The 23201-nt window shown below is 56.2% G+C and carries 15 protein-coding genes, 1 tRNA gene and 7 pseudogenes; 13 read left to right on the top strand and 10 right to left on the bottom strand.

Going from position 1 to position 23201, the window contains the following annotated elements:
• Positions 1-495: 495 nt before the first annotated feature.
• From CKW32_RS09180 to CKW32_RS28805, 3 pseudogenes are all read right to left on the bottom strand, one after another.
• Positions 496-783: pseudogene (locus CKW32_RS09180) on the bottom strand (DNA adenine methylase); the annotation flags it as partial.
• Positions 784-796: 13 nt separating this feature from the next.
• Positions 797-1189, bottom strand: a pseudogene (locus CKW32_RS09175) (late control protein); the annotation flags it as partial.
• Positions 1188-1307, bottom strand: a pseudogene (locus CKW32_RS28805) (integrase); the annotation flags it as partial. The pseudogenes CKW32_RS09175 and CKW32_RS28805, both read right to left, overlap by 2 nt.
• Between CKW32_RS28805 and CKW32_RS09165 the strand changes: the two are divergent.
• The 3 pseudogenes from CKW32_RS09165 to CKW32_RS09155 form a co-directional block, all read left to right on the top strand.
• Positions 1303-1766, top strand: a pseudogene (locus tag CKW32_RS09165) (terminase gpA endonuclease subunit); the annotation flags it as partial. The pseudogenes CKW32_RS28805 and CKW32_RS09165 overlap by 5 nt on opposite strands.
• Positions 1736-1940, top strand: a pseudogene (locus CKW32_RS28480) (hypothetical protein); the annotation flags it as partial. The pseudogenes CKW32_RS09165 and CKW32_RS28480, both read left to right, overlap by 31 nt.
• Positions 1936-2334, top strand: a pseudogene (locus tag CKW32_RS09155) (integrase); the annotation flags it as partial. The pseudogenes CKW32_RS28480 and CKW32_RS09155, both read left to right, overlap by 5 nt.
• 100 nt (positions 2335-2434) lie before the next feature.
• On the opposite strand, the gene CKW32_RS09150 reads toward CKW32_RS09155, so the two are convergent.
• From CKW32_RS09150 to CKW32_RS09125, 6 genes are all read right to left on the bottom strand, one after another.
• Positions 2435-2887, bottom strand: a complete 453-nt coding sequence (locus tag CKW32_RS09150) for a DUF6367 family protein (protein WP_095184669.1) — start codon at positions 2885-2887, stop codon at positions 2435-2437.
• A 142-nt stretch (positions 2888-3029) separates the two neighbouring features.
• Entirely contained in the window at positions 3030-4991 is a 1962-nt protein-coding gene (locus CKW32_RS09145) for a DUF3732 domain-containing protein (protein WP_095184668.1), read from the bottom strand.
• Positions 4988-5476 (bottom strand): three component ABC system middle component, encoded by a 489-nt coding sequence (locus tag CKW32_RS09140; RefSeq protein ID WP_095184667.1) that lies wholly within the window; start codon positions 5474-5476, stop codon positions 4988-4990. Before CKW32_RS09140 ends, CKW32_RS09145 begins: the two co-directional genes overlap by 4 nt.
• A complete protein-coding gene (locus CKW32_RS09135) occupies positions 5473-6699 on the bottom strand; it encodes an ABC-three component system protein (protein WP_095184666.1) in 1227 nt (408 codons plus the stop codon). Before CKW32_RS09135 ends, CKW32_RS09140 begins: the two co-directional genes overlap by 4 nt.
• 397 nt (positions 6700-7096) lie before the next feature.
• A tRNA-Cys gene (locus tag CKW32_RS09130) sits at positions 7097-7170 on the bottom strand.
• Between the two features lie 212 nt (positions 7171-7382).
• On the bottom strand, positions 7383-9671 hold the full coding sequence (locus CKW32_RS09125; RefSeq protein ID WP_095184665.1) for an acylase: 2289 nt from the start codon (positions 9669-9671) through the stop codon (positions 7383-7385).
• A 237-nt stretch (positions 9672-9908) separates the two neighbouring features.
• Between CKW32_RS09125 and CKW32_RS09120 the strand changes: the two genes are divergently transcribed.
• Positions 9909-10289: a hypothetical protein gene (locus CKW32_RS09120; RefSeq protein WP_032885241.1), complete on the top strand. Its 381-nt coding sequence runs from the start codon at positions 9909-9911 to the stop codon at positions 10287-10289.
• Between the two features lie 30 nt (positions 10290-10319).
• On the opposite strand, the gene CKW32_RS09115 is transcribed toward CKW32_RS09120, so the two are convergent.
• Positions 10320-10508, bottom strand: a complete 189-nt coding sequence (locus CKW32_RS09115; protein WP_032885243.1) for a hypothetical protein — start codon at positions 10506-10508, stop codon at positions 10320-10322.
• Positions 10509-11044: 536 nt separating this feature from the next.
• Here CKW32_RS09115 and CKW32_RS09110 point away from each other — a divergent pair.
• From CKW32_RS09110 to glgA, 9 genes and pseudogenes are all read left to right on the top strand, one after another.
• A complete protein-coding gene (locus CKW32_RS09110; RefSeq protein ID WP_160016625.1) occupies positions 11045-14407 on the top strand; it encodes a membrane-targeted effector domain-containing toxin in 3363 nt (1120 codons plus the stop codon).
• A 273-nt stretch (positions 14408-14680) separates the two neighbouring features.
• A pseudogene (locus CKW32_RS28800) lies at positions 14681-15814 on the top strand (cache and HAMP domain-containing protein); the annotation flags it as partial.
• A gap of 15 nt (positions 15815-15829) precedes the next feature.
• Positions 15830-16675 carry a methyl-accepting chemotaxis protein gene (locus tag CKW32_RS28795; protein WP_371853996.1) on the top strand — a complete coding sequence of 282 codons (846 nt, stop codon included), beginning with the start codon at positions 15830-15832 and terminating at the stop codon, positions 16673-16675.
• A gap of 90 nt (positions 16676-16765) precedes the next feature.
• Complete coding sequence (locus CKW32_RS09100; RefSeq protein WP_095184663.1) at positions 16766-17224, top strand: SRPBCC family protein; 459 nt, start codon at positions 16766-16768, stop codon at positions 17222-17224.
• Between the two features lie 81 nt (positions 17225-17305).
• Entirely contained in the window at positions 17306-17752 is a 447-nt protein-coding gene (locus CKW32_RS09095; protein ID WP_032885249.1) for a DUF411 domain-containing protein, read from the top strand.
• A 3-nt stretch (positions 17753-17755) separates the two neighbouring features.
• Complete coding sequence (locus CKW32_RS09090) at positions 17756-18199, top strand: YqaA family protein (protein ID WP_095184662.1); 444 nt, start codon at positions 17756-17758, stop codon at positions 18197-18199.
• Between the two features lie 44 nt (positions 18200-18243).
• Positions 18244-19245: an alpha/beta fold hydrolase gene (locus tag CKW32_RS09085; protein WP_095184661.1), complete on the top strand. Its 1002-nt coding sequence runs from the start codon at positions 18244-18246 to the stop codon at positions 19243-19245.
• 26 nt (positions 19246-19271) lie between these two features.
• Positions 19272-20225: a D-2-hydroxyacid dehydrogenase family protein gene (locus CKW32_RS09080; protein ID WP_095184660.1), complete on the top strand. Its 954-nt coding sequence runs from the start codon at positions 19272-19274 to the stop codon at positions 20223-20225.
• Positions 20226-21641: 1416 nt separating this feature from the next.
• Positions 21642-23198, top strand: coding sequence for a glycogen synthase GlgA (gene glgA, locus CKW32_RS09075; RefSeq protein ID WP_081797612.1), 1557 nt, complete (start codon positions 21642-21644; stop codon positions 23196-23198).
• Positions 23199-23201 lie beyond the last annotated feature (3 nt).

The raw sequence follows: 23201 nt of genomic DNA, 5'->3' as shown, positions 1-23201 counted from the left end.
CCAAGCTAGGTTTGCTACTAACTTTTCCACCAAAGTTTCTAACTCATTTCCCAAGCAAGATTTGCTACTAACTTTTTCACCAAAGTTTCTAACTCATTTCCCAAGCTAGGCTTGCAACTCACCTCCCTACCAAAGCTTCCTAACTAAATTCAAAAAAAAGATTTTCAACCTGCACCTCCACCATATCAAAAAACATCAAACCCCATGCAAACCGTGGCCTACAACCACAAGTCGCCACCACAACCAACCCTCAGCCAAGGATAGAGCGAAAAATAATTTAACTAACCACCCCCTAATTTATTGACGCTCACACTCGCAAAGAAGTATGTTTAAAACCGTTACACCCCCCAACCAAAAAAGCCAGCGCCGCACTAATGCGGCACCGTCAACTCGCGAGTAAAAAACATGACAATCACACTAATAGTTGCCTACATCGAAACCATCCGCCTTATAAATCTTATCCTGACGATATATCACAGCGGGGTGCCCTGGTAATCAAAACAGCCCGCCCAATGCCACAGGTTCCCAATTCATGACAATCAACTCCCCGCTCACCTCAGCCTTCCCCTGTCGTTGGTTGGCTGTGGTGTATCGGATGTCCAAGGTCTCGAAGTGAAAGCCATCAAATACCTTCCGGATGTCCGGATGATCGTTGATGCTAACCATCACCTTCCCTTTGCAACGCCGCATGAAATCAGCCATGCGCTCGTAATTATCAAATGGAAAATCCACGCCATAGCCTGCCGTCTGCCAGTAAGGCGGATCCATGTAGTGGAAGGTGTGGGCACAGCTTCTCGACGCTCACTACCTTGAGCGGCTTCGTTTCTTTCTTTTTCTTGCCTTTGGATTTGCCTTGCTTGCCGGCATTGCACTCCACCGTGGTCGACCAGCCAGACTGGGTAAACACCTGCTCGACCGAATCCGCCAGATACTCGCCATCCAGGCCGACTTTGAAGCCCTGGGCGTTGATCAGGCGTTCGGCAAAAATGTCTGCCCGGCCAGGCATCTCAAAACGCACGTCGGCGGTCGAGCGATTGAACGCTGCCAACCGTGCCTTGGCGGCAGCCTCGGCGGCGGTCTTGTTCGGGTAGATATGCCGATCGGTATGCACCGCCGGTAATCCATCCGGGGCGTCGTCGTTATCAACGGTGACCACCGACAGCTTGCCGTCCTTCTTGTTCTGATGCTTGGCCTACCATCAGGAACCCGTTGTTCAAGTCGGCAGTTGATGCTTTGAGCACATCGGCGGGGCGCTGGCCGGTTAGGTAGGCTAGGTCCATTGCGTCTTTCAACTCCGGCGGTGCCTCACCGACTCTCAAGGGCGCCTCCCGTATTGCCGACCTTTTCGCGATGAGCGATCAGCGTTACTACTGCGTTCCGTGCCCACATTGTCAGCACATGCAAGTGCTGGAGTGGGAAAACCTCAAGTACACCGAGGACTACAGCCAAATCCAATATCTTTGGAACGGGCCTGAATGCGGCGCGCTTATTGATGAGCACCATAAGGGTGAAATGCTGGCTCGTGGGGAGTGGCGTTCCCATGCTGAAGGTGATGGTGAAACCGTTGGTTTTCATCTCAACGCCCTATATGCCCACTGGGTTGGACCAGTTGGTTGTCGATGGCAAAGGACTATGACGAGGCGCTGGTAAAACAGGCTAGTGGTGATCTTGAAGCGATGCAGGTGTTTTTCAACACGCGTCTAGCGAAGGTCTGGGACAGTACACAAGAGCAGACAAAGAGCGCATTGCTGTCGCGGCGGTGCGTCAACGGTTGCGCAGTTACCCGGTGTCCGGCGGTGCTTCGAGCGGCAAGCTGTGGTTCGGTTTGAACGCAATCGAGTCCAGCAGGATCGACCGCGCACGGCAGACTGGCAGCGGTGTGTCGGTGGCGGGGCGGCGGTATCAAGGCGCGTTTCTGAAGAAGGTTTACGGCAACAGGGCAAGACTGAGAAACGCCTGCGCATCCGCCTACACGACGGCGCAGACGCATCAGGGCTCAGCACCTTCCTCGATGCCCTGCTCGAGCGCAAAGCCATGGCCGGCATCAGAAGTTCAAGCCTGATCACAAACCAGGCAGGACTCCGCATGAGTTATGCAATGTTACGAAATCGTTGGGACGAAGCACGAGACAGGGCTGCAACTAAGGCCGCGACCGATGGTGATTTGAACTTGTCAGCCACAATCCGCATGTTCCAATTCCGTGACATCCGGCCAAAAGCGGCCAGCGAAATCGAAGACATTGGCCACGCCAGCAGCTTACTTGGACATTCAACGCAGGAAATGACGAGAAAGGTTTATCGAAGTGTCGGGGAAATTGTACGACCCACGAAATAATTAAATGCACGGAAATTGTGCCGACGACAGGGGTAAACAGAGTAACTGTGAGGCCTCCAAGGACAGCATCTTTCGCTCCTCAGAGGCCCTAGCTGAGCGCTTATACCTTCAAAAAGAACCGAACGTAGGCTTGGGTGCGATCCGCCGAGAACGTTGGCTCGCTGTGATCGACGATCACATCCTCTCGTCGATTTGCATCCTCCAACGTGATGGTGCTATCCAGCTTCAAAACTCGCCTGGCCAAATCTTGAACGTAACGCTGTCTTCCCAAGCTATCGTTAAAAGCGTTTTTGTCATGCCGGGTGCCATCCACGTTCCACGAAACTTGCAAATTCTTGGTGCTGGCATGCTTGCCTTTCGCGATATGGACGTGGCGTTGCAGTGGAATTGCCGGATTCTCAGAATCTACGCGAAACATCCAGCCGCTTTTGTCCTGCTGCCAGTGGCTCTCCAGCGCAATACCACTAAGCTCGAGCAGTGCCTGAGGTAATATCACTGAAATCAACTCTATAACATCGTTTTCATCTGTTGGTAAAATATCAGTAACCTTCATGACCATTGTCTCCAAATACTTTTATCTGTAGCGGTAACCAAAATTGACAACCCTAGCAATCAAAATCGGATGATAATTACCGAGAAATAATACTCACCGCAAAGTCGAAATTCAGTGGTAAAGATCTGACTCTCACCAACTATTACGAGGAGCGAGACTGATCAGGCCAATTCTCCGGAACTAGCGCAGGCGGCTTGGTCCAAGGTGACTCAACCAAGGAGTCTTGGAACCACTGGTCACGCAGATTGGCGTGCTCCGTAATAATGAGTTGAAAACCTGGAACTTCGTCTTGTGTGAATTTCAGCAACAACTCAAACAGTCGACGCACAGCGGTGAGATCGGCATCTGCTGCTTCTGTTTTTTGAACTGAACCATCGGCCTCATGGTAGATCTTCTCCGACGGAAAATAGACTTGAGTGGGTTGATCAATAAGCAAAAACTGAGGCATTGGGCGATCATTTTTGGCCGCAAAATAATGCAAGGCAAGTAATGCCGACAAATGATAGGCAAGATGGTTCTCGCCACCACCAGTTCGACTCATTGGCACTGGACGATCAAGACGATCGAATATAAGTGTGAGTTTGTTGAGATCCAATCGGGCTGGAAACGTGCTGAATTCCGCTTTAAACGTTCCAATATATTGAGAGATTTTCGCGGAAATATTGCTCAAAATTGATGCAAGCCGCTCATTGCTATCATCGGAACCAATTTTTTTCTCCAGCTCCTCAACTTTGAATTTGAGGCGACGATGCTCCGCTTCTCTCGAGGCAAGCTCTTCGTTGGGCACCAAGTTTTCCAAAAACAAACTGATACGTCCAACAACACGAGCCGCCGCATTGTTACGCGTGCCAAGCTGGGCAATAACCTCATTTGTAGCAATAGCTGCGGACAATTCTACTTCCTTATCCGTTATTGCATCTATTACCTCCTGCACCTTTCCTCCAAGCTCGGATAGGTATACTTCCAGCTTTGGACGCTGTCCAACGACAATACTCATCTCTTCATCCAGAGTGGCTAGCTCCTTTAGCAAAACTTTCGCAATCGGAGAATCCAACGCTAGATTTTTTTCACAGAAAGGCCATTGCCACTCACCTGTTTGAGTATTTTTAGGGAGGGCTTTGATCGAGGCCAATCGATCCTTCTGTTCTGCTGCCTCGCTTTCAAAGCCACTAGCCTTCTTGGCGAACTGGCGCGCCGCATCGATCCTACCTTGAGCCTCACGCCGATCCTTCCTCAGTTGAATAAGCTCTTCTTCAAGTTTGGATATACGGTGACCATCGTCTTCTGCCATCACCGTCGGAGTCCATTGCAAAGCGATCCCTAAAGACCCGATCACTCCATCAACATTTAACTGCTGATCAGCACTATTGATTATCCCGACCGCCATTGCCTCCGAATAAAGGCTAATACCCTTTTGCTGCGACGTATCAATTGCATCACGAGCCTGATCAATAAGCTTTGCGTTGAGTTTTAGCTCTCTTTGAGCGGCTCGTAGTTTGGCTTCTAGCTCATATCGATCACCTGAGGAAATACCAAGAAGGATCGGCAAACTGTCACGGATCGCTTGTGGCTGAAAGTCCTCATTCTGTCGATAAAAAAGCTGATCTTTATTCGCAATAAGCCCTTGTTTTTGAAACAGATAATAGTACGTATGCTTGATATTTACATCGTAACTTGCCCGACTATGTTCAAGCGCAACATCGGTACGATTTTCTGGAATTCCGAGCAATCGCGATAATAAAGCAGTAACCGACTCATCATCGGTGTTTACCGCAAGTTCTTCGTAGTCCGGAATAGCTAAACTGCCCCCTCGCCGAAGCATAGCGGTACTACAACTCGAAGCGCCCGCCTTTGGAGTAGGTTTCGCAACCAAAACCTGTTCTTGATCGAACTGATAAATAACAACAAACCAAGAAACCTTGTCGCGAATAATACCCTCAGGAACATTGAAAGTTGAACGCCCCATGCAGTATTCAATAATTTCAGAAAGTGCAGATTTACCGGTTGATGAGCGACCAGTAATCACATTAAGACCGGAAGTTTTGAATTCAAGGTCACGACGCTGAGCGTCATGGCTAAAAATATGTATAGATTTAATCTTCATGGCCGTATTCCGAAGGTCGTGTACACGGTTACGCGATCGGCGATGCGCGCAAATTCTTTTCCGATGATTCGAGCAACACGCTGACAGGAAATAGATTCAATTGTGCCGGTAACTGATTTACGCACTTTGTCCGGCACGGTCTTCATACGACCTGATTCAGAAAGGGAGAAACACCCATGCTCCATCAGTAAGCCTAGCGCTTCAAACGCGAAGGGCATCAGATCACTGGTACGGTCGGCAAATCCCACCAGCAAGCTGGGGTTCTTTTCGACAGTCCTCAGTAGATAGCTACGAGAATTGTGTGCAATCACCTCGCGAGAGTCCTTGTGCAGGCAGAGGGGCAGTACAAGCAGCAGGAGCGAAAATGGCATTCCATCAACATTCTCCTCCTCATAGCCCTGCATTGCCCTGAAAAGAATGAGCCCGCAAAAGGCCGGGTTAAATAGATTGCGCACTTCAAAAGGTCGTTGATCCCAGCGTTTCATTTATTGGCTGTTCCTAACAAGGATTCGACACGCGCCAGAAAACGGGGGTGCCAGTAAACTCGAGGAGAGGGACGGGAATTTGCAAGAATATGGAAGCCGCCTCGAACAACATATGGTTCTGTGACACGCTCGCGAATCCGAAGCGAACTAATATTTCCGCTTTCGATGTCGGCCCATTTGTACAACGCCTTACCAGCACTTAAGAGGACGGCGTCTGCGGTTTCTTCATTCAGATCCTCAAATACCACGTCCCGGTAGCGACTCCATTCGTCAAACAGCCTATCTTCATATGCCTCCATTTCATCCAAAGCCAGGAGACTCTGACGCGCCCAGGCTGAACGCTGCTCAAAGGCCCTATAGTAGTCCAAGATGGCATTTCGAATTCTGTTTGAACCCACACCGATTTCACGCAATTGCACAACGAAAAGTCGAGGATCGCTATCCGCATCGATTTCGTTGTCGGGTGCTTTTCCTCGAAAGGTGATAGGTAAATTGTCAGATTTGTATTCTTCTGAAAATTCAGAGAGCTTGTCTGAAATTTCGTAGCCGTAGATCGCCTCTGTACGTTTTCCCGTTAAGAGATTCACAACAATATCGCTCCACCAGCCCTCAAGCCGTTCAAACACGGCCAAGCGAAACTCGCGCCTAACACTTCGCATATGTCGATCTTTTATTATCGAGGGCACATCATCGATTCGTGGACCTTCATCAAATATAACAATACGAGAAAGGAAGTCATCTTTCTCATCACCGCTGAGTAAATTAAACTCTTCGGCGATTGATAATATTAATTTTGATTTAGTTTCTGCAAGAACATAATCAGCAAGCTTCGCCAAAGACTCGACGCTTCTTTCGTTTGGCGTATTCGAGACAAGAAAATTCTGTAGAAAAGAGGATTCCGAGACGGTGCCCGTTGTAAAAAGAAAGAATCGGAGGTTAGCTTCGCTACGTCCATCGCGATTGTAACGAGCCAACCAAATACGAACGGACTTCCAGAAGTCAGTAGAGAGATCGCTTAAACGATCACCCGCGGCCTTATGCTTCAGGGAAGCGAGCGTCTTAATACCACTTTGATCAACAAAATCCAGATCATCATCTTTCTCAATCAAGACAGATGTATTTTCCGGTAATTGCAAAAGTCTCAGCAATGCGAAACGCGGCTGGTAGATGTATCCCAATCCTTGTTCGCCAGCCGAATACTGGTCGGTCGAAGTTGCTGCCATACCCATATCCTTATGTAAATTTTTCGGCAGACTCCCCAAAATACCAGCTTAAGGCGCAATTACTTTCACTGCCATACCCGATCCGGCAAATTAAGGGCGACTCAAAAACCTGACGAATCATGATAATAACAAAATGCCAGCACAGCGCTACCCACATTTTCTATCTTAGCGGGCCCCCTCCAAGCTTCCCAATGACGAACGCTGCAGCGAGCCCCTCCTCCCACCTGCCAAAAAGGTCAGTGTCCTGCATCTGCAACTGATACCTCTTACATCTGGCTGCTTTTGCCGGCCATGAGAAGTCACGTTGCGGAACATCCCCTAAAAATTGCGGAACACTTCACTTTCCTGAGGGCAATAAAAAACCCCGTAGATCATTGATCTACGGGGTTTTCAAGAGTGGAGGCCGAGGTCGGAATCGAACCGGCGTAGGTGGATTTGCAATCCACTGCATAACCATTTTGCTACTCGGCCTCAAACGATCAATGCCCTGGTTGCTGACATTCACCGCATAAAAACTTGAGTGGGCTACAAAGCCATGCCTCTACTCTAACTCATTGAATACATTGAAGTTTTTAATGCTTCGTTGCGTTCGATGGGCGCCATTATGTACTCATTTGCCAATGCCTGCAACCCCTTGATTTCAAAAATATTTCGCATTGGCATCAAGGGGTTGCGTGCCTGCCCTACTCCTTGATGCGCTGCGACTGGTATTGCGGGTCGGCCTTGATCTGGGCGTCGGTGAACGGCAGTGAGCGCAGTTTTTTCTCGGAGAACGCTTGGGTCTGGTCCTTGGCGTATTTCGATGCGGGGTTGCTGGACAGGGAGAACGCCAGTACGCCCTGGGCGTGTGGGCCTTGGTCGTCGAAGGTGACGATTTGCAGGTAGCTGCTGCCGCTGACTACTTCGCGCTTGCCATCGGCACGGGGCACGGTTTGCATGGCGTTGTAGATCCCCAGTTCCTGCGGGCCGCCGTGGATCGGGGTTTGGCCGGAGACTTGGACATCGCCCCATTTACTGCCGGGCTTGAGGCCGAGCTTGGCGACGTCTGCGGCAGAGGCCAGCATGGCTTCGCGCAGGGCCTTGGCGACCGGTGCACGGTCGATGGCCAGGCCGCGCGGTGTGGTCAGGGGTTGGGCCGGGTCGAAGGCAACGCGCCAGGCATCAGGGATTTGCTCCAGCTGTTCCACCAGGTTGATGAAGTGCACCAGACCCAGGCCGCTGTCGAGGTTGGCATGCCGGTCCCAGTCTTTGAGGCTGGTGCACAGCGGCTTCAGTGCAGCCGCATCGGTGCCGAGTTGTTTGGCGCAGAACGCCAGCAAATCTGGCATGACCTGGCCGGCCAGGTACACCTCGTTGTCCATGACCATGTTTTGCAAGTCGGCAACGCTGATCGGTTGCTTATCCAGGGATTGCAGGCGCTGCAGGGCAAACCGCGCTCGCGGGCCCAGGCCGATGTTGTCCTGGCTGATCACCGGTGAGAAACCTGCCAGCGGCGCCTTGGGGTTGACCATCCAGGCCGAATCGTTGGAGTGCTGCACATAGTCAGTGCGCTCCAGTTGCGGCAGTTGGTCAGCCGGAAAGATGCCGGGCTGGGCTGAGCGTGGGTCGACGTCCCAGGCGCAGGCGCTGTGGGCGCCGTCGAGCATGATCATTTGCAGGCCGGCACGTGGATCGCTGCACTGGGCAAGATTGGCCGCGCTGACGTAGGGCACCACCGAGAGGTTCATGTACAGGCTCTGACCCTGATCGTCGGCGGCCAGGGTGTTGACCCATGGGATGCCTTGCAGGGTGTGCACCGAAGTTTGCAGCTCGTTGAGGCTGCCGGCGCGGTTCATCGCGTACCACTGTTGCAGGACGCGATCGTTGCCGAGGTTGGCGTCGCGCAGGCTGAACGCGTAGTGGCTGTCCCAGTCCAGCTTGCCAGGCCATTGCACGACGGGGCCGAACTGCGAGCTATAGACCGGATGAATCACGGGCTTAACACTGCCGTCCGCTTGCTTGACCTGCACCGTCACCGAGGTTTTTTCCAGGGGGACGGACTTGCCATCGAGCATGTAGCGCGTCGAGTCCTTCGGATCCAGGGTGAGGCGGTACAAGGTGAAATGCTTGGACGTGTCGACCGTATGGGTCCATGCCACATGCTGGTTAAAGCCAATGTTGACCACTGGCAAGCCCGGCAACGCGGCGCCCATCACGTCCAATTGGCCTGGAATGGTCAGGTGCATCTCATAGAAGCGCATGCCACCCACCCACGGAAAGTGCGGGTTGGCCAGCAACATCCCACGCCCATTGAACGAGCGCTCACGGCCCACAGCCACCGCGTTGCTGCCACGATCAAGGGTGAAACGCTGCTGGTTGGCCGCAGCCAACTCAAACGCCCTGGCGTTGGGCTGCACGCTGGCAGTGGTTTGAGGCGGCGCCGCGCCAACCAGCGCTTCGGCGAATTGGCCGACACCGCCTTCCACCAGCAGCCTGCGGGTCAATTTCACCAAGTCTTCAGCGACCAACGGGCGTACCCATGCCGCCTGGCACTGCGCGGGAGCGCCCTGCTCTTTCAAGTAACGGTTGTAGCCAGCGACGTAACCTTCGATACGGTCTTTTATCTCGGGGCTCTGGGCTGTCCAAAAGGCCGCCACCGTCTCTGGCGTATTCAGCCAGGAAAAAAACACATCACTGGCCAGATTGTTGCGCTCTTCCAGGGTTGACTGATCGGGGCCGAAAAACTTTGCCCGCTCGCCATTTACCGTGACCACCTCATTGGCCAGCAGGCACAGGTTGTCCTGGGCATAGGCATAACCAATGCCGAACCCGAGGCCACGCTCATCGTTGGCACGAATATGCGGCACCCCATAACTGGTACGGCGGATATCTGCCGATGCCTGCGCCACCTGCTCGCGCGCCGATGCGGCCAGGCTCAACCCCAGCAATAGCCCTGCCACACCCATCCTGGACAACCCGTTGGAAATAATCACGCAGACTCCACAGTCAAATTGAACACCCTCACCGGGGGCAGTTACCCCACCGTAAGAACGCACAAAACCGGGAGAAATTTAGCGACGCGGCCGCTTTATCTGAAGGACGTTGGTTGTGACAAAACCGACACTGACGAAATTTCTACATCCAACACTTCATGATTTCGCTCGCTCGTTCGTCTTATTAGTAAGAGCGCCATCATTTTCCTGATCAGGCTCTGATAAGGAGTTTTTTGCATGTACAACCCGCAAGTGCCCACGGACGGACATTCATCGGTTGCCGACGCCAACTTTGGCGGCGGCACGCAAGTGTTCGGCAAAGCGCCCGAACAGCATGGCAACCAGCGTATTCGCCACTTACTTAAGTGTTTCGGTTTGCGCACCAGCCTGATTCGGCTGAAGGTCATCGACGCGCTGCTCACGGCTGCCGACAGCCAGCGCACTCTCGGGGTGCGCGGCGTGCACAGCCACTTGCTGAACCTTGGCATCCCGCTGTCGTTTCTCAGCGTGCGCGAGGTGCTCAAGCGCCTGTGCAGCGAGGGCGTGATCACCCTCAATGCCGATAAGAGTTACAGCCTCCACGAAGAGGCTGCCAAGGTGCTCGAAGGACGCGCCTGAAGTCAGAGCTTCATGCCCATGCCTTCACGCTCAGAGCTTGACCTTGCGACGCATGACGCCGTTGATCACCACCACGATCACCGCGACGGCAATGGCGATGGTCTGGAACGTTTTCTCACTGATGACCCCGGTGTTCTGCAAGTAGGACAGGCCAAACATCGTCCCCAATACAGCCAGGGCAATCAGAAGTGAATATTTCAAACGTTGCTTTTGGGTCATGACAAGTTCCTGAACTTGAAGAGTGTATCCATTGTTTGAAGCCTTCCCTGCCAACACCGGCCCTGGGGCAGGCATAGGCCGGGCCGACAGGCGCTCATATTACAGGCGATGAAAAGCTTTGGCTCGCCCTGCGCCGGATTGACCTGCAAACGCCTTACGGCGATCTGAGCCGTCACATCTAGAGACAGGGCTGATTTACCGGTTTCATAAAAGACTTTTCACGCCGTTGCCAACACTTAATTTTATAGACCTCGGTATTTCCGCAAGGAACCTCGCAGGGTGTTTTCTACACCCAATCGGGGACGTCTGAGGAAAAGGGAACCTCCTCATGAAAGACGCTTATTACAGCTTGTCTGAAAAGGTGCCCACCCATGTTGAATGTTCACACACCCTCTCAAACCCCATCTCAGCCTCACCTACCGCCCCCGCCTATCAATAATCAATCGCCTGGTTTACACGCCAGCAATCCTTCAGCAAACCTCCAAACCGCTGCGTCCTCCCCCCGCCTCTCACGTGCCAGCACTGGCTTGAAACAGATGATGGCGGACAACCAGAACCTCAGGAGCCTAGGACAAAAACTCAGCGAAACGGCAACACGCTTAGGTGTGAATGCCACACCGCAAGCGATCCTCGCCGCGTTGAAGGCGACGCCGATGGATATTCAACCGGGTTCGTCCTACCCGATAGAAGCAGACGCGGCCGTCACGCTCGACGCCTACATCACGTCCAACAACCTGATGCTCCCCAATAACCATTTCGGCCTGAGTGCCTTGGCAGACGCCGTGTTCAACCGGGCGTTAGAGCATCCACTGGGCAATTTAGGCGGTGGGCTGTCCTGGCCGATACCAATGAGCATGCGCAACGAAGAGGCGCTACTTGGTACGCTGAGGCACTACGTGGCGCAGCATCCGAACCCAGCGCAGATAGGCGTAAGCCTTGGCGTTTTGGAATACCTGAACAGCAACCAGCCACCTTCCGGCGAAGCCGCCACCGATCCGGCGAAAGCCTTGGTCGCTATCCTGACCACCCCACGGGCACAGGCGCTGGGGCAAGCCATTCAGACCAAATTGAACGGCGTTGCAACTGATACCAGCGTCAACGAATACACGCTGACCGCTATCAACCTGGCGCTGGATCCAGAATCGATTGATCACGCCCACCCCAGCGCAATCGCCAGTTTCAACCTCGCACAGGAAGCCCACTGGGGCAAACCCGCCTCGGCCGTGGTGACCAGCCTGAGCCAACACCTGATAAAAAAACGCAAAACATCCGCCGCAATGGCCAGCGTTGGCGCGTACGTGCTTCTGGCAAGGAAAGCCCCCGAATTACTGATCAAGGACCTGCCGGCCAGCGTGACGTATGGCAGCACCGCGTGGCTCAACCTGTCGATCGCCGCCGCGACAATAGAAGCGCAAACACCGGGAAAGGTGCCGAACATGACCTTTGCCCAGGTCATGTCGGCCGCTGAAGGCGCCAGCCTGCAAGACCTGTCCATAACCCAAAAAGCGCAGAGTGCGGCCCTGCGGGTCTGGGGCGTCGTAAACGGCGTTATCAGCCAGGCCGAAGCCGATCGGTACAACGATGCCGACATCGACAAGGTCAAAACCGCTTTCAATCAACAAGCGAATTTACGGCTAGAAGCCACCGGCCAGATCCAAACCGACATGCCCAGCCGTAAAGACATCGCGTTGGCCAAACTAAAAGAACGTTTTGGCGAGGATGTCCCGTTTGAAGAGAAGCTGCTAACGGTCAAGGACACCAGCCAACCCTACGCGCAACCGCTCTACGACCCCAATCGAGCGCCAGCAGGCCACCACTCGCTCTTGGATATCGCCATGAGCGGGCTGGATCAGTTTTCGTGGGAAACCAAAGACCCGCGCATCCTTGATGCACTGGAAGGTAAGTCCCTGGCATTCGATGTAAACGCCGTCTTTAATTCTCAACTTTCCCAAGCAATCAACTCACGCAAACAAGGCATTGGTACGACGGTCAAACACTTGATCGCTCAGCTCCCGCTGGCAGACAGGCAAAACCTGGAATATGGGAAGCTGGAGTTCTATCAAAACAATACGTACCAGTTGGGTATGGGGTTCACTGGCAGAACCCTTGTAGAGAAAAACGAACAACTGCTGGTTAAGGCCACCGGGGGCAGCGGCGAAACGGTTTACGCGATCGACCTTAAGCAGGGTTCCATCACCACGGTCCCAGGCACCGTATTGACCAAAGAGCGTGATCGCGAGTCAAACCTCGTCTATCCAATAGAGCAGTTCCTCCCAACCAACGCCGATGACACCGTTTGGCAGCCAAATAACACTGCGGGGAATCCACTGCCAGTTCCCGACAGCTTTTCAAGCAACCGAACGCAATCCATTGCCGATGCGTTTATCGAACACCTGGATATTGATAACAAGGACGTGGTCAAGCAGGCCAGGGGAACCACCACCTACGATCAACAGATGGACGTCGAGGAGAAACTGGCGGATTTGTTTCTCGACCTGATTCCCTTGAGATCGGCCATCGTCAACTTCAAGAACGGCAACGTCCTGGACGGTGTTGTCGATCTGGGGATGGATATTTTCGGATTCGTCACTGCCGGCGCAGGTGCAGCAGCGAAAATTGGGAACGTTGCGGTCAAGGGCTTCAGCGCGACAACCAAGGCGGTTCGGGTGGCAAAAATTTTGGGAACCACGCTCATCGGTGAGCTCAACCCAGCGAGCGGGCTGGGTGATCTGGTGCAGGGAGGCGCCAAGCTGATCGGCAAAGGCATCGACACCATCAAGAAAACCAGTGGGGCCTTTAATATGGCAAGGGTCATCGCCAACGAGCATGGGCCCATTACTCACGGCACCTTCAAGATCGCCGACCAGACCTTCCGGACCGACACCATCCTGTCCAACGGCCAACGGTATGCCTACGACCCCGCGGCGATGAAGCCCTACGGCACGCCTTTGGAAGACTTCAACCCGCTCGACACCTTGGCACCCGGCTCCCCCCATACCCACTCCCCGTCCCCTGCACAGCACCGTCATCGATACAACCCTATGGCCTCCATCGCGCGCCCAGTGCGAGTCAGAAAGCCGTTGCCCGTCGGCGACTACGCAGAAAGTATGCGCGGGAAACTGGAACCGGATCATTTCAAACCCGACACCAAGATGGCGACCATTCAAAAGTTCAAAGATGAAATGAAGGACTATTTTGACGCCATCCAGCAGGCGGGCCTCCCGACGCGACCGACCATCCCGCACATCGCTGGCAACGTCCCTGTCCCTGACCTGATCGAAACAGCGTTGAAAGCCTCGCAAGGCGTGGTATTTGGAGAGTCCCACAAGCAGATGGCAAGCTTCCGGGCGCTGTTCGATAACGTCGCCACACTAAAAAACGAGGGCGTTAAAAGAGTTTACTTCGAGGGGTTGATAGATATGCCCCAAGGGCTTGTCGACGACGGAATTGGCATCCTTGGTCAAAGCAAGCAGCTTCGAAGCGGCCCGACATTCCAAGAGTTACGCAAAAAGCTGGAGGATAACGGCATAGAGGTCTTGCCTCTTGATCACTACTACCTCACCCGCCACAAAGACCTACGCGGCTTAAAGAAGCCGACCACTACTGGCTCAGCGTCGATCACGCGGCTTGAAGAGTTCAACTATTACGCCGCTGAAACCATCCAGGCCACCTCAGGTGCTGATAAGTGGGCTGCATTGGTTGGGCATTCACATATGAACACCTCCGAAGGTGTGCCCGGCCTCGCTGAGTTGACCGGCAGCATCGGCATTGGTGTTTTTGACAGGCCCAGCGCCACGAACCATTTCGGAACCAGAGTCCTGGGCCATCCACAGGATCCCACCAAACCGGTCGGCAGCGGCGGTATCCCCGGCGATCTCCAGATTTACATCAAGCCGTAAACCCAAATCCCACCCTGCACACTAGCGGTCACAGCGCATGCCCAGCGCTAGCGCTGCAACCCCGCGCCGGGTGGGGCGCGCCGCTCAACCCATTATCGGCACGGTTTACCGAGACAACTGTCCATGGGCTCCCAGTTGAATTGCCAATCCCAACCGTTTAGCCCTTCACTTTATTTGCACGAGCGTACCTAAAGCTAAGCGTTGCCAAGCCGATAGCCCAACGAAGCTCTAAAAAAGCCGCGTCGATAATAAACGCTTCGTAAGGACGACCCCATGCCCCCAATGCGCTCTATCCAAGCCCGCTATACCCTGTTTCTGGTGCTGTTCGTCCTGGTGCTATTCGTGTTGACCGTCGTGGGTATCGGCCAGTTGGTCGCACCCAAGCTGCGACAGACCGAAGAACAGGTGGTGCTCAACCGCATCAGTGAGGTGGCAGAACAAATTCAGGGCGAACTGAATAAGGTTCAGGCCCAGCAACGCACCATCACCCAAACCATTCCACTGCTCGACAGCGATGCCATCGACAAGGTCCTGCCAGGCCTGGTCGATCAATATGGTGAACTGAAAGTGTTCGGCGGTGGTATCTGGCCGCTGCCCAACCAGCGCACGCCGGGCCGCAACAAGCACAGCACGTTCTGGCACCGCGATGCGTCGGGCAAGCTGGCGGTGAACACGTTCTGGAACAGCGATCCCGCGCCCAACTATTACGACCAGAGCTGGTACAAAGGCGGCCTCGCTTCGCCGCGCGGGCAATGCGCCTGGGCGGCTGCCTACAAAGACGACGCCAGCCAGGAGCCGCGCACCAACTGCGCCATGGCGATCCAGCGTGACGGCGCCGCCTATGGCGTGGCCACCATCGACGTGACCCTGGGTTTCTTCAATGACCTGGTGGCCAGCAAGGAAAAAGACATCGGCGGGCAAATGCTGATCGTCGAGGGCGATGGCAAGATCATCAGCAACAGCTCGCGCCTGAGCAGCCCCGTGGTGTTGAAGAACATCAGCGAACTGACCTCCACCTCGGCATTTGCCACCCAGGTCAGCAAAGCCCTGGCCCATCGCGACCAGGCACTGCAACGCAGCGAGTTCGACAATGGCGGCGTGGCCAGCACTTTCTATCTGCGCCCCATCGAAGGCACGCCATGGTTCCTCGCCACCGCCCTGCCCACTTCACTGATCACTGCCCAGCGCGATGACGTGCTCGGCAGTCTGGCGCTGTTGCAGATCCCAATGGTGTTGCTGCTGGTGCTGCTGGCGGCGTATGCGATCCGCCAACTGGTGCAGCGCATGAAGATCCTCAAAACCAATATCGACGCGCTGTCCGCTGGCGATGCCGACCTCACGCGACGTATCACCATCCGCGCCGAAGACGAACTCGGCGCCATCGGTCACTCGGTGAACCACTTCATCGTCTACCTGCAAAACATGATCGGCGAAGTCACCCAGGCCACTGGCGCGATGTCGTCAGGCCTTGAGCAATTGCAACGGACCTCGGCCCACACCAACCAGATCCTGGTGCGTCACGCCTCGGAAACCGACCAGACCGTCACCGCCATCACCGAGATGAGCTCCACCGCCGACAACGTCGCGCAAAACGCGGCCGAAACCGCCTCGTTCACTCAGCGCGCCAATGAGCACGCCGATCGCTCCCGCGTGGTCGTTGGGGAAGCATCCACCAGTGTCAGCGCCTTGATCGGCGAAGTTGCCGCCGCCACCCACACCGTGGAAAACATGCGCCAGGACGCCGCACGCATCACCGAGACCCTCGGGGTGATCGGCGCCATTGCAGGCCAGACCAACCTGTTGGCCCTCAACGCCGCCATTGAAGCGGCGCGGGCCGGTGAGCAAGGTCGAGGCTTTGCAGTGGTTGCCGACGAAGTGCGCGCCTTGGCTGCGCGTACTCAGGCAAGCACCTCGCAGATCAACGAGATGCTGGCACGCCTGACTGCCGGGGTGAGCTCCTCGGTCGCGGCCATGGAAAATACCCAGGCCAGCTGCCAATCGGCAGCGGATGCCACGGCGCGAGTCAACACCGGGCTGGATGAAATGGCGGGTTCCGTGAGCCATATCAACAACCTCAGCACGCAGATCGCCACAGCCGCCGAGCAGCAAAGCGCGGTGACCGAGGAGATCAACCGCAGCATGGTGCAAATCCGACACATGGTCGAAGAGTTGGTACAAAGCGGCCATGCCACCGAAACCAATACCCAGAGCCTGCTGGATGCCAATGGCCGGGTGATCGCCTTGATGGGCCGCTTCAAAGTGCGCTGATCAATTCTCTAAAGGCTCCCGTGCAAAGCGCGGGAGTCGGACTATTCTGACAGTTCCAAGTGTTAAGCCCCGCCACACAGGAGGTGTGCCATGCGCGCTGTCGAGCAGTCGTTCCGCTTGGAGCGGATCAATCAGGAACGCTTTATCCAAGCCCCCATTGACGCTGTTTACGACTACGTGACCCAACCGGATCGCTGGCATGAATGGCACCCCACATCCCTCGGGGCCGACACCGGCACCACCGGATCGCTCCCCGCCGGTGCACGCTTTACCGAAATGATCGACCTGCTGGGTGTACGCGTGCCCATGAGCTACCGCGTGCAGATCGCCCGTCGTCCCGACGAGTTCAAGACGGTGTTCACGTCCCTCGCCGTCGATGGTTCCATCCACTATTTCCTCCTGCCCTTTCACGACGGCACGCTGTTCAAGCGTGTGCTGACCTATGAAACCGAATTGCAGTTGGCCAGCCTGCACGAACGCATGATCGAACTATCAGCGATTGCGCTGGACCAGCTCAGGCACCGCCTGGAAAACGCCAACCTTGTATAACTTTGAAACATTACAACGGCGCCCCCTTCAAAAAAGCGCGGAGAATGCCGGGCTTACTGCCTGGTCTTGGACGAAAACCTGATGAAAACCCCATTGCGATTGGCCCTGCTTTCAGCCCTCTTCACCACCACCCTGGCCCAGGCCGCTGACCTCATCCCCATCGACGTGCACCGTGACGCCAACTGCGGCTGCTGCAAAAAGTGGATCAGCCACCTGGAAAGCAACGGCTTCAAGGTCAACGACCATGTCGAAGCTGACATGAGTGCCGTCAAGCAACGCCTGGGCGTGGCCCCGCGCCTGGGCTCATGCCACACCGCCGTGATCGACGGCAAATTCGTCGAGGGCCACGTGCCCGCCGATCAAGTGCTGGCTTTGCGCAAGCGCGACGACCTGCTGGGCATTGCCGCACCCGGCATGCCGATGGGTTCGCCCGGCATGGAAATGGACGGGCGCAGCGAGGCCTATCAAGTCATCGGGCTGACCCGGGACGGCAACGATGTCGTGGTGGCTGAGTACCCGGCGCACTGATCGATGCTGATGGGTTACCTCGGGCTGTTCATCGCCGCCTTTGGTGCGGCGACCTTACTCCCATTGCAATCGGAAGCGGTGCTGGTAGGCCTGCTGGTCAGCGGGCATTACGGGTTGTGGTGGCTGCTGGGTATCGCGACCCTGGGCAATGTTCTCGGGTCGCTGGTCAACTGGTGGCTCGGCCGCTGGGTGGAGCACTTCAAGGGTCGGCGCTGGTTTCCGGTCAGCGACAGGCAACTGGAAAAAGCGCGCACCCATTACCAGCGCTGGGGACACTGGACGCTGCTGCTCAGTTGGGTACCGATCATTGGCGACCCGCTGACGTTGGTGGCCGGGGTAATGCGTGAGCCCTTGTGGCGGTTTCTGCTGCTGGTGACCCTGGCTAAAGGCCTGCGCTATGCCGTGCTGGCCGCCGTGACCTTGCAATGGGTGTTAATCCCCACTTAATCCCTCGCAAAGAGCATCCGGACACCCTTCCTGGAGCCCCGCCCATGCCTCTATTCCGCGCTTTTTGCATCGCCGGCCTGCTGACGGCCAGCACAGCGCCTGCGCTCGCGGCCACCTACGGTCCCGAGCTGCAAGGTTTCCAGTACCCCTACCCCCTTGAACATTTCCAATTCCAATCCCAGGGCGAATCCCTGCAAATGGGCTACATGGACGTGCCGGCCAAAGGCGCCGCCAATGGTCGCGCCGTCGTGCTGATGCACGGCAAAAATTTCTGTGGTGCAACGTGGGAAAGCTCGATCAAGGCCCTGAGTGATGCCGGTTACCGAGTGATCGCACCGGACCAGGTCGGTTTTTGCAGCTCCAGCAAACCCGAGCACTACCAGTACAGCTTCCAGCAGTTGGCCCTCAACACCCACCAACTGCTGGAAAAGCTCGGCATTCAAAAGGTCACCCTGCTCGGCCACTCCACCGGCGGCATGCTCGCCACGCGTTACGCGCTGATGTACCCCGAGCAGACGGAGCAGTTGGCGCTGGTCAACCCCATCGGCCTGGAAGACTGGAAAGCCCTGGGCGTGCCTGCGCTCAGCGTCGACCAGTGGTATGCCCGTGAACTGAAAGTCAGCGCCGATGGGATTCGCCAATACCAGCTCAACACGTACTACGTCGGCCGCTGGAAGCCGGAATACGAGCGGTGGGTGGATATGTATGCCGGCCTGAGCAACGGCCCGGGGCATACGCGGGTCGCATGGAACTCGGCGTTGATTTACGACATGATCTTCACCCAGCCGGTGTACTACGAATTCAAGAACCTGCAGATGCCTACCCTCTTGCTGATCGGCACCTCCGACAACACCGCCATCGGCAAGGACGTCGCGCCGCCCGAGGTCAAAGCTAAGCTCGGCAACTACGCGGTGTTGGGCAAAACCGTGGCCAAGCTGATCCCCCACGCAACGCTGGTGGAGTTTCCCGGCCTGGGCCACGCGCCGCAGATGGAAGAACCGGCGAAGTTTCACCAGGCGCTGTTGCAGGGTTTGAACGCACTTTAATCCAACCTTTTTCGAGGCACTCGTGAATGTCGGTACAGATCGCAGTCATTGATGATTGGCAGAATGTGGCCCGTGACGTGGTGGATTGGTCGGTGCTGGAGTCGGTCGGCCAGGTGCACTTCCTGCACGATTACCCGGCCGATACCGCCGTAATGATCGAACGTCTGCAAGCGTTCGAAGTGATTTGCGTGATGCGTGAACGCACCCCATTCGACGCCGCGCTGTTGCAGGGGCTGCCCAACCTCAAGTTGCTGGTGACCGGCGGCATGCGCAACGCGGCCATCGATATCCCCGCCGCCAAGGCCCTGGGCATTCACGTCTGCGGCACCGACAGCTATAAACAGGCGGCGCCGGAATTGACGTGGGCGTTGATCATGGCCTCCACCCGCAACCTGCTGGCCGAGGCCAACTCCGTGCGCGCCGGGCACTGGCAGGTTGGCCTTGGCGGCGACCTGTACGGGAAGACGCTGGGCATCCTTGGTCTGGGCAGCATCGGCCAGAAGGTCGCGCAATTTGCCCAAGTCTTCGGCATGCGCGTGATTGCCTGGAGTGAAAACCTCACGCCGGAGCGTGCGACGCAAGCCGGTGTGACCTGGGTCAGCAAGGAAGACCTGTTCAAACAGGCCGATATCCTGAGCATCCACCTGGTACTCAGCGACCGCACCCGCGGCCTGGTGGATGCCGAGGCGCTGGGCTGGATGAAACCGACGGCGCGTCTGGTGAATACCGCGCGTGGGCCGATTGTGGATGAGCAGGCATTGGTTGAGGCATTGAGCCGTGGTCGCCTGGCGGGGGCTGCACTGGATGTGTATGCCGAGGAGCCGTTGCCGCTGGATCATCCGTTCCGCCGCTTGCCCAACGTGCTGGCCATGCCCCATGTGGGCTATGTGAGCGAGCAGAATTACCGGCAGTTCTACCAGCAGATGATCGAGGATATCCAAGCCTGGGCGAACAATTCGCCCATCCGCCCGATCGGCTGACGCACCAATACAGGGCGCCTCTCACCGCAGAGGCGCACGCCGCCCCTGTGGTGAGAGGTTTGCTCAGAAAATAAGCTCATAACCTCCTGCCCACAGGCGCCACAACCTCTGTGGTGAGCAGGCTTGCTCAAAAAATAAGCTCACAACCTGCTGCGACAGGCGCCACGACCTCTGTGGTGAGCAGGCTTGCCCTGCGACGGAGTGCGAAGCGCTCCCCAGTGGCTAGCCTTGCTGCATCAGGTACATAGGCGGTGCTCCCAGTGGGGCCGCTTCGCAGCCCAGCGCAGGGCAAGCCTGCTCACTACAAAATGCAGCTCAGCCCCACTCCACAGTCGCAAACAACCCTGTGGTGAGAGGTTTGCTCAGAAATAAGCTCACAACCTCCTGCCCACGGGCGCCACAACCTCTGTGGTGAGCAGGCTTGCCCTGCGACGGAGTGCGAAGCGCTCCCAAATGGCTCGCCTTGCTGCATCAGGTACATAGGCGGTGCTCCCAGTGGGGCTGCTTCGCAGCCCAGCGCAGGGCAAGCCTGCTCACTACAAAATACGGCTCAGCCCTACTCCACAGTTGCAGACAACCCTGTGGTGAGAGGTTTGTTCAGAAATAAGCTCACAACCTCCTGCCACAGGCGCCACAACCTCTGTGGTGAGCAGGCTTGCCCTGCGCCGGAGTGCGAAGCGCTCCCAAATGGCTCGCCTTGCTGTATCAGGTACATAGGCGGTGCTCCCAATGGGGCTGCTTCGCAGCCCAGCGCAGGGCAAGCCTGCTCACTACAAAATACGGCTCAGCCCTACTCCACAGTCGCAAACAATTGTGTGGTGAGAGGTTTGTTCAGAAAATAAGCTCACAGCCTCCTGCCCACGGGCGCCGCAACCCCTGTGGTGAGCAGGCTTGCCCTGCGACGGAGTGCGAAGCGCTCCCAAATGGTTCACCTTGCTGCACCAGGTACATAAGCGGTGCCCCTAATGGGGCTGCTTCGCAGCCCAGCGCAGGGCAAGCCTGCTCACTACAAAACCCAGGTCAAACCGCATTACCTCGAAATACACCACTGCCCCACAGACAATTGGCTAATAACCACTGACTCTCAGGTTAAAAGTTTTTTGTCCTACAAAATCTTCCCAGAAACCCTACAGGCTATGAGGATCTGTCCTAGACTGATGACCGATGGGTCCGTTCCAAAACAAAAACCCCGCAAAAAATCTAAACTTTCCGACTCTGCCATTGGTCCAGTTTTAAGGTAAGGCGAGCACACACGCTTCACAGCACATGCCCGTCCATCCAATCTTTTTTCGCAATCCGTGCAACTGGCATACGCCTTGCCAGTTTGTACAGTGCTTGTGCGCCTGGCCGCAGGATGCGGCCAATCGGAGCTAGTGGCAGCGGGCCATTAGCCGACCAACAAAATGGGAGTGCATTATGATCAGTGCCGCAGTAGATACTCAGGGAGAGCGTTTCAGTCAGCCTGCAGGGGGGCCTACGTCGTTGGCCGACCTGCCAAGCTCTGTGCGGCCGATCGTGAGTCACAACCCGAATCGAAAGAAAGTGCTGTTTGTCACGTCCGAGTTTGCTGACCTGGTGAAAACCGGTGGCCTGGGCGACGTCTCCGCGGCCCTGCCCCGCGCCATGGCTCACCTGCATGATGTGCGCGTGTTGATCCCCGGCTACCCGCAGGTCATGGAAAGCGACAACCCGATCCACATCATCGGTGAACTGGGCGGCCACGCCGCGCTGCCGCCATGCAAGATCGGGCGTATGGACCTCAAGGACGGCCTTGTCATTTATGTGTTGATCTGCCCCGAGCTCTACGAGCGTGAAGGCACGCCTTACGGTGCCAACAACGGCCGCGACTGGCCGGACAACCATATCCGCTTCGCCCGCCTGGGCCTGGCCGCCGCCGACATCGCCGCCAACCTCGCACAGATTCACTGGTGCCCGGACTTGGTGCACGCCCACGACTGGCCTGCTGGCCTGGCCCCGGCGTATATGCACTGGCGTGGATCACGTACGCCGACCCTGTTCACCATTCATAACTTGGCCTATCAAGGTGTGGTCAGCCTGGCCTCGACGCCAGAGCTGGGTATCCCGCCCCACGCCCTGCAGCAGGAAGGCATGGAGTTCTACGGCAAGATGTCGTTCCTCAAGGCCGGCATGGCTTATTCCAGCCATATCACCACGGTGAGCGCCACCTACGCCCAGGAAATCACCACCCCGGAATTTGGCTGCGGCCTCGACGGTTTTCTCGCCGCCAAGACCCAGCAAGGCCTGCTCAGTGGTATCCCCAACGGTATTGATGAAAGCTGGGAAACCTCCACCGACGAGCACCTGACGCACAACTTCAATATCGGCGACTGGGAAGGCAAGGCAATCAATGCCGCCCACGTGCGCGAATTGTTCGGTCTGCACGATTCCACCGGCCCGCTGTTCGCCGTGGTCTCGCGTCTTGTCTACCAAAAAGGCCTGGACCTGACCGAAGCGGTGGCTGGCTTCATCGTTGAGAACGGCGGCCAGATCGCAATCATCGGGCGCGGCGAACCGGAAGAAGAACAGGCCATGCGTGAACTGGCTCTGCGCTTCCCGGGCCAAGTCGGCGTGCGCATCGGCTTCAACGAAACCGACGCGCGCCGTATGTTTGCCGGCAGCGACTTCCTGCTGATGCCATCGCGCTACGAGCCCTGCGGCTTGAGCCAAATGTACGCCCAGCGCTTCGGCTCACTGCCGGTGGCACGCAATACCGGCGGGCTGGCAGACACTATCGAAAATGGCGTCACCGGGTTCCTGTTCAATGAATCCACGGTGGAAAGTTATGAAGAAGCCCTGAGCCGCGCGTTCAAGGTCTTCGCTTTCCCAGGCCTGCTCAACGCCATGCGTTGCCGTGCCATGACCCAACCGTTCAATTGGTGCCAGGCAGTCGAACCCTACGCCGAACTCTACGAACAACTTGTGGCCAAGGCCCTGGGGAAATCAGTCAAGTAATCA

Source organism: Pseudomonas sp. Irchel 3H9 (assembly GCF_900187495.1).
GTDB classification, from domain to species: domain Bacteria; phylum Pseudomonadota; class Gammaproteobacteria; order Pseudomonadales; family Pseudomonadaceae; genus Aquipseudomonas; species Aquipseudomonas sivasensis.
Note: the sequence above shows the minus strand (reverse complement) of the source record. Positions and strands in the feature narration are given on the sequence as shown.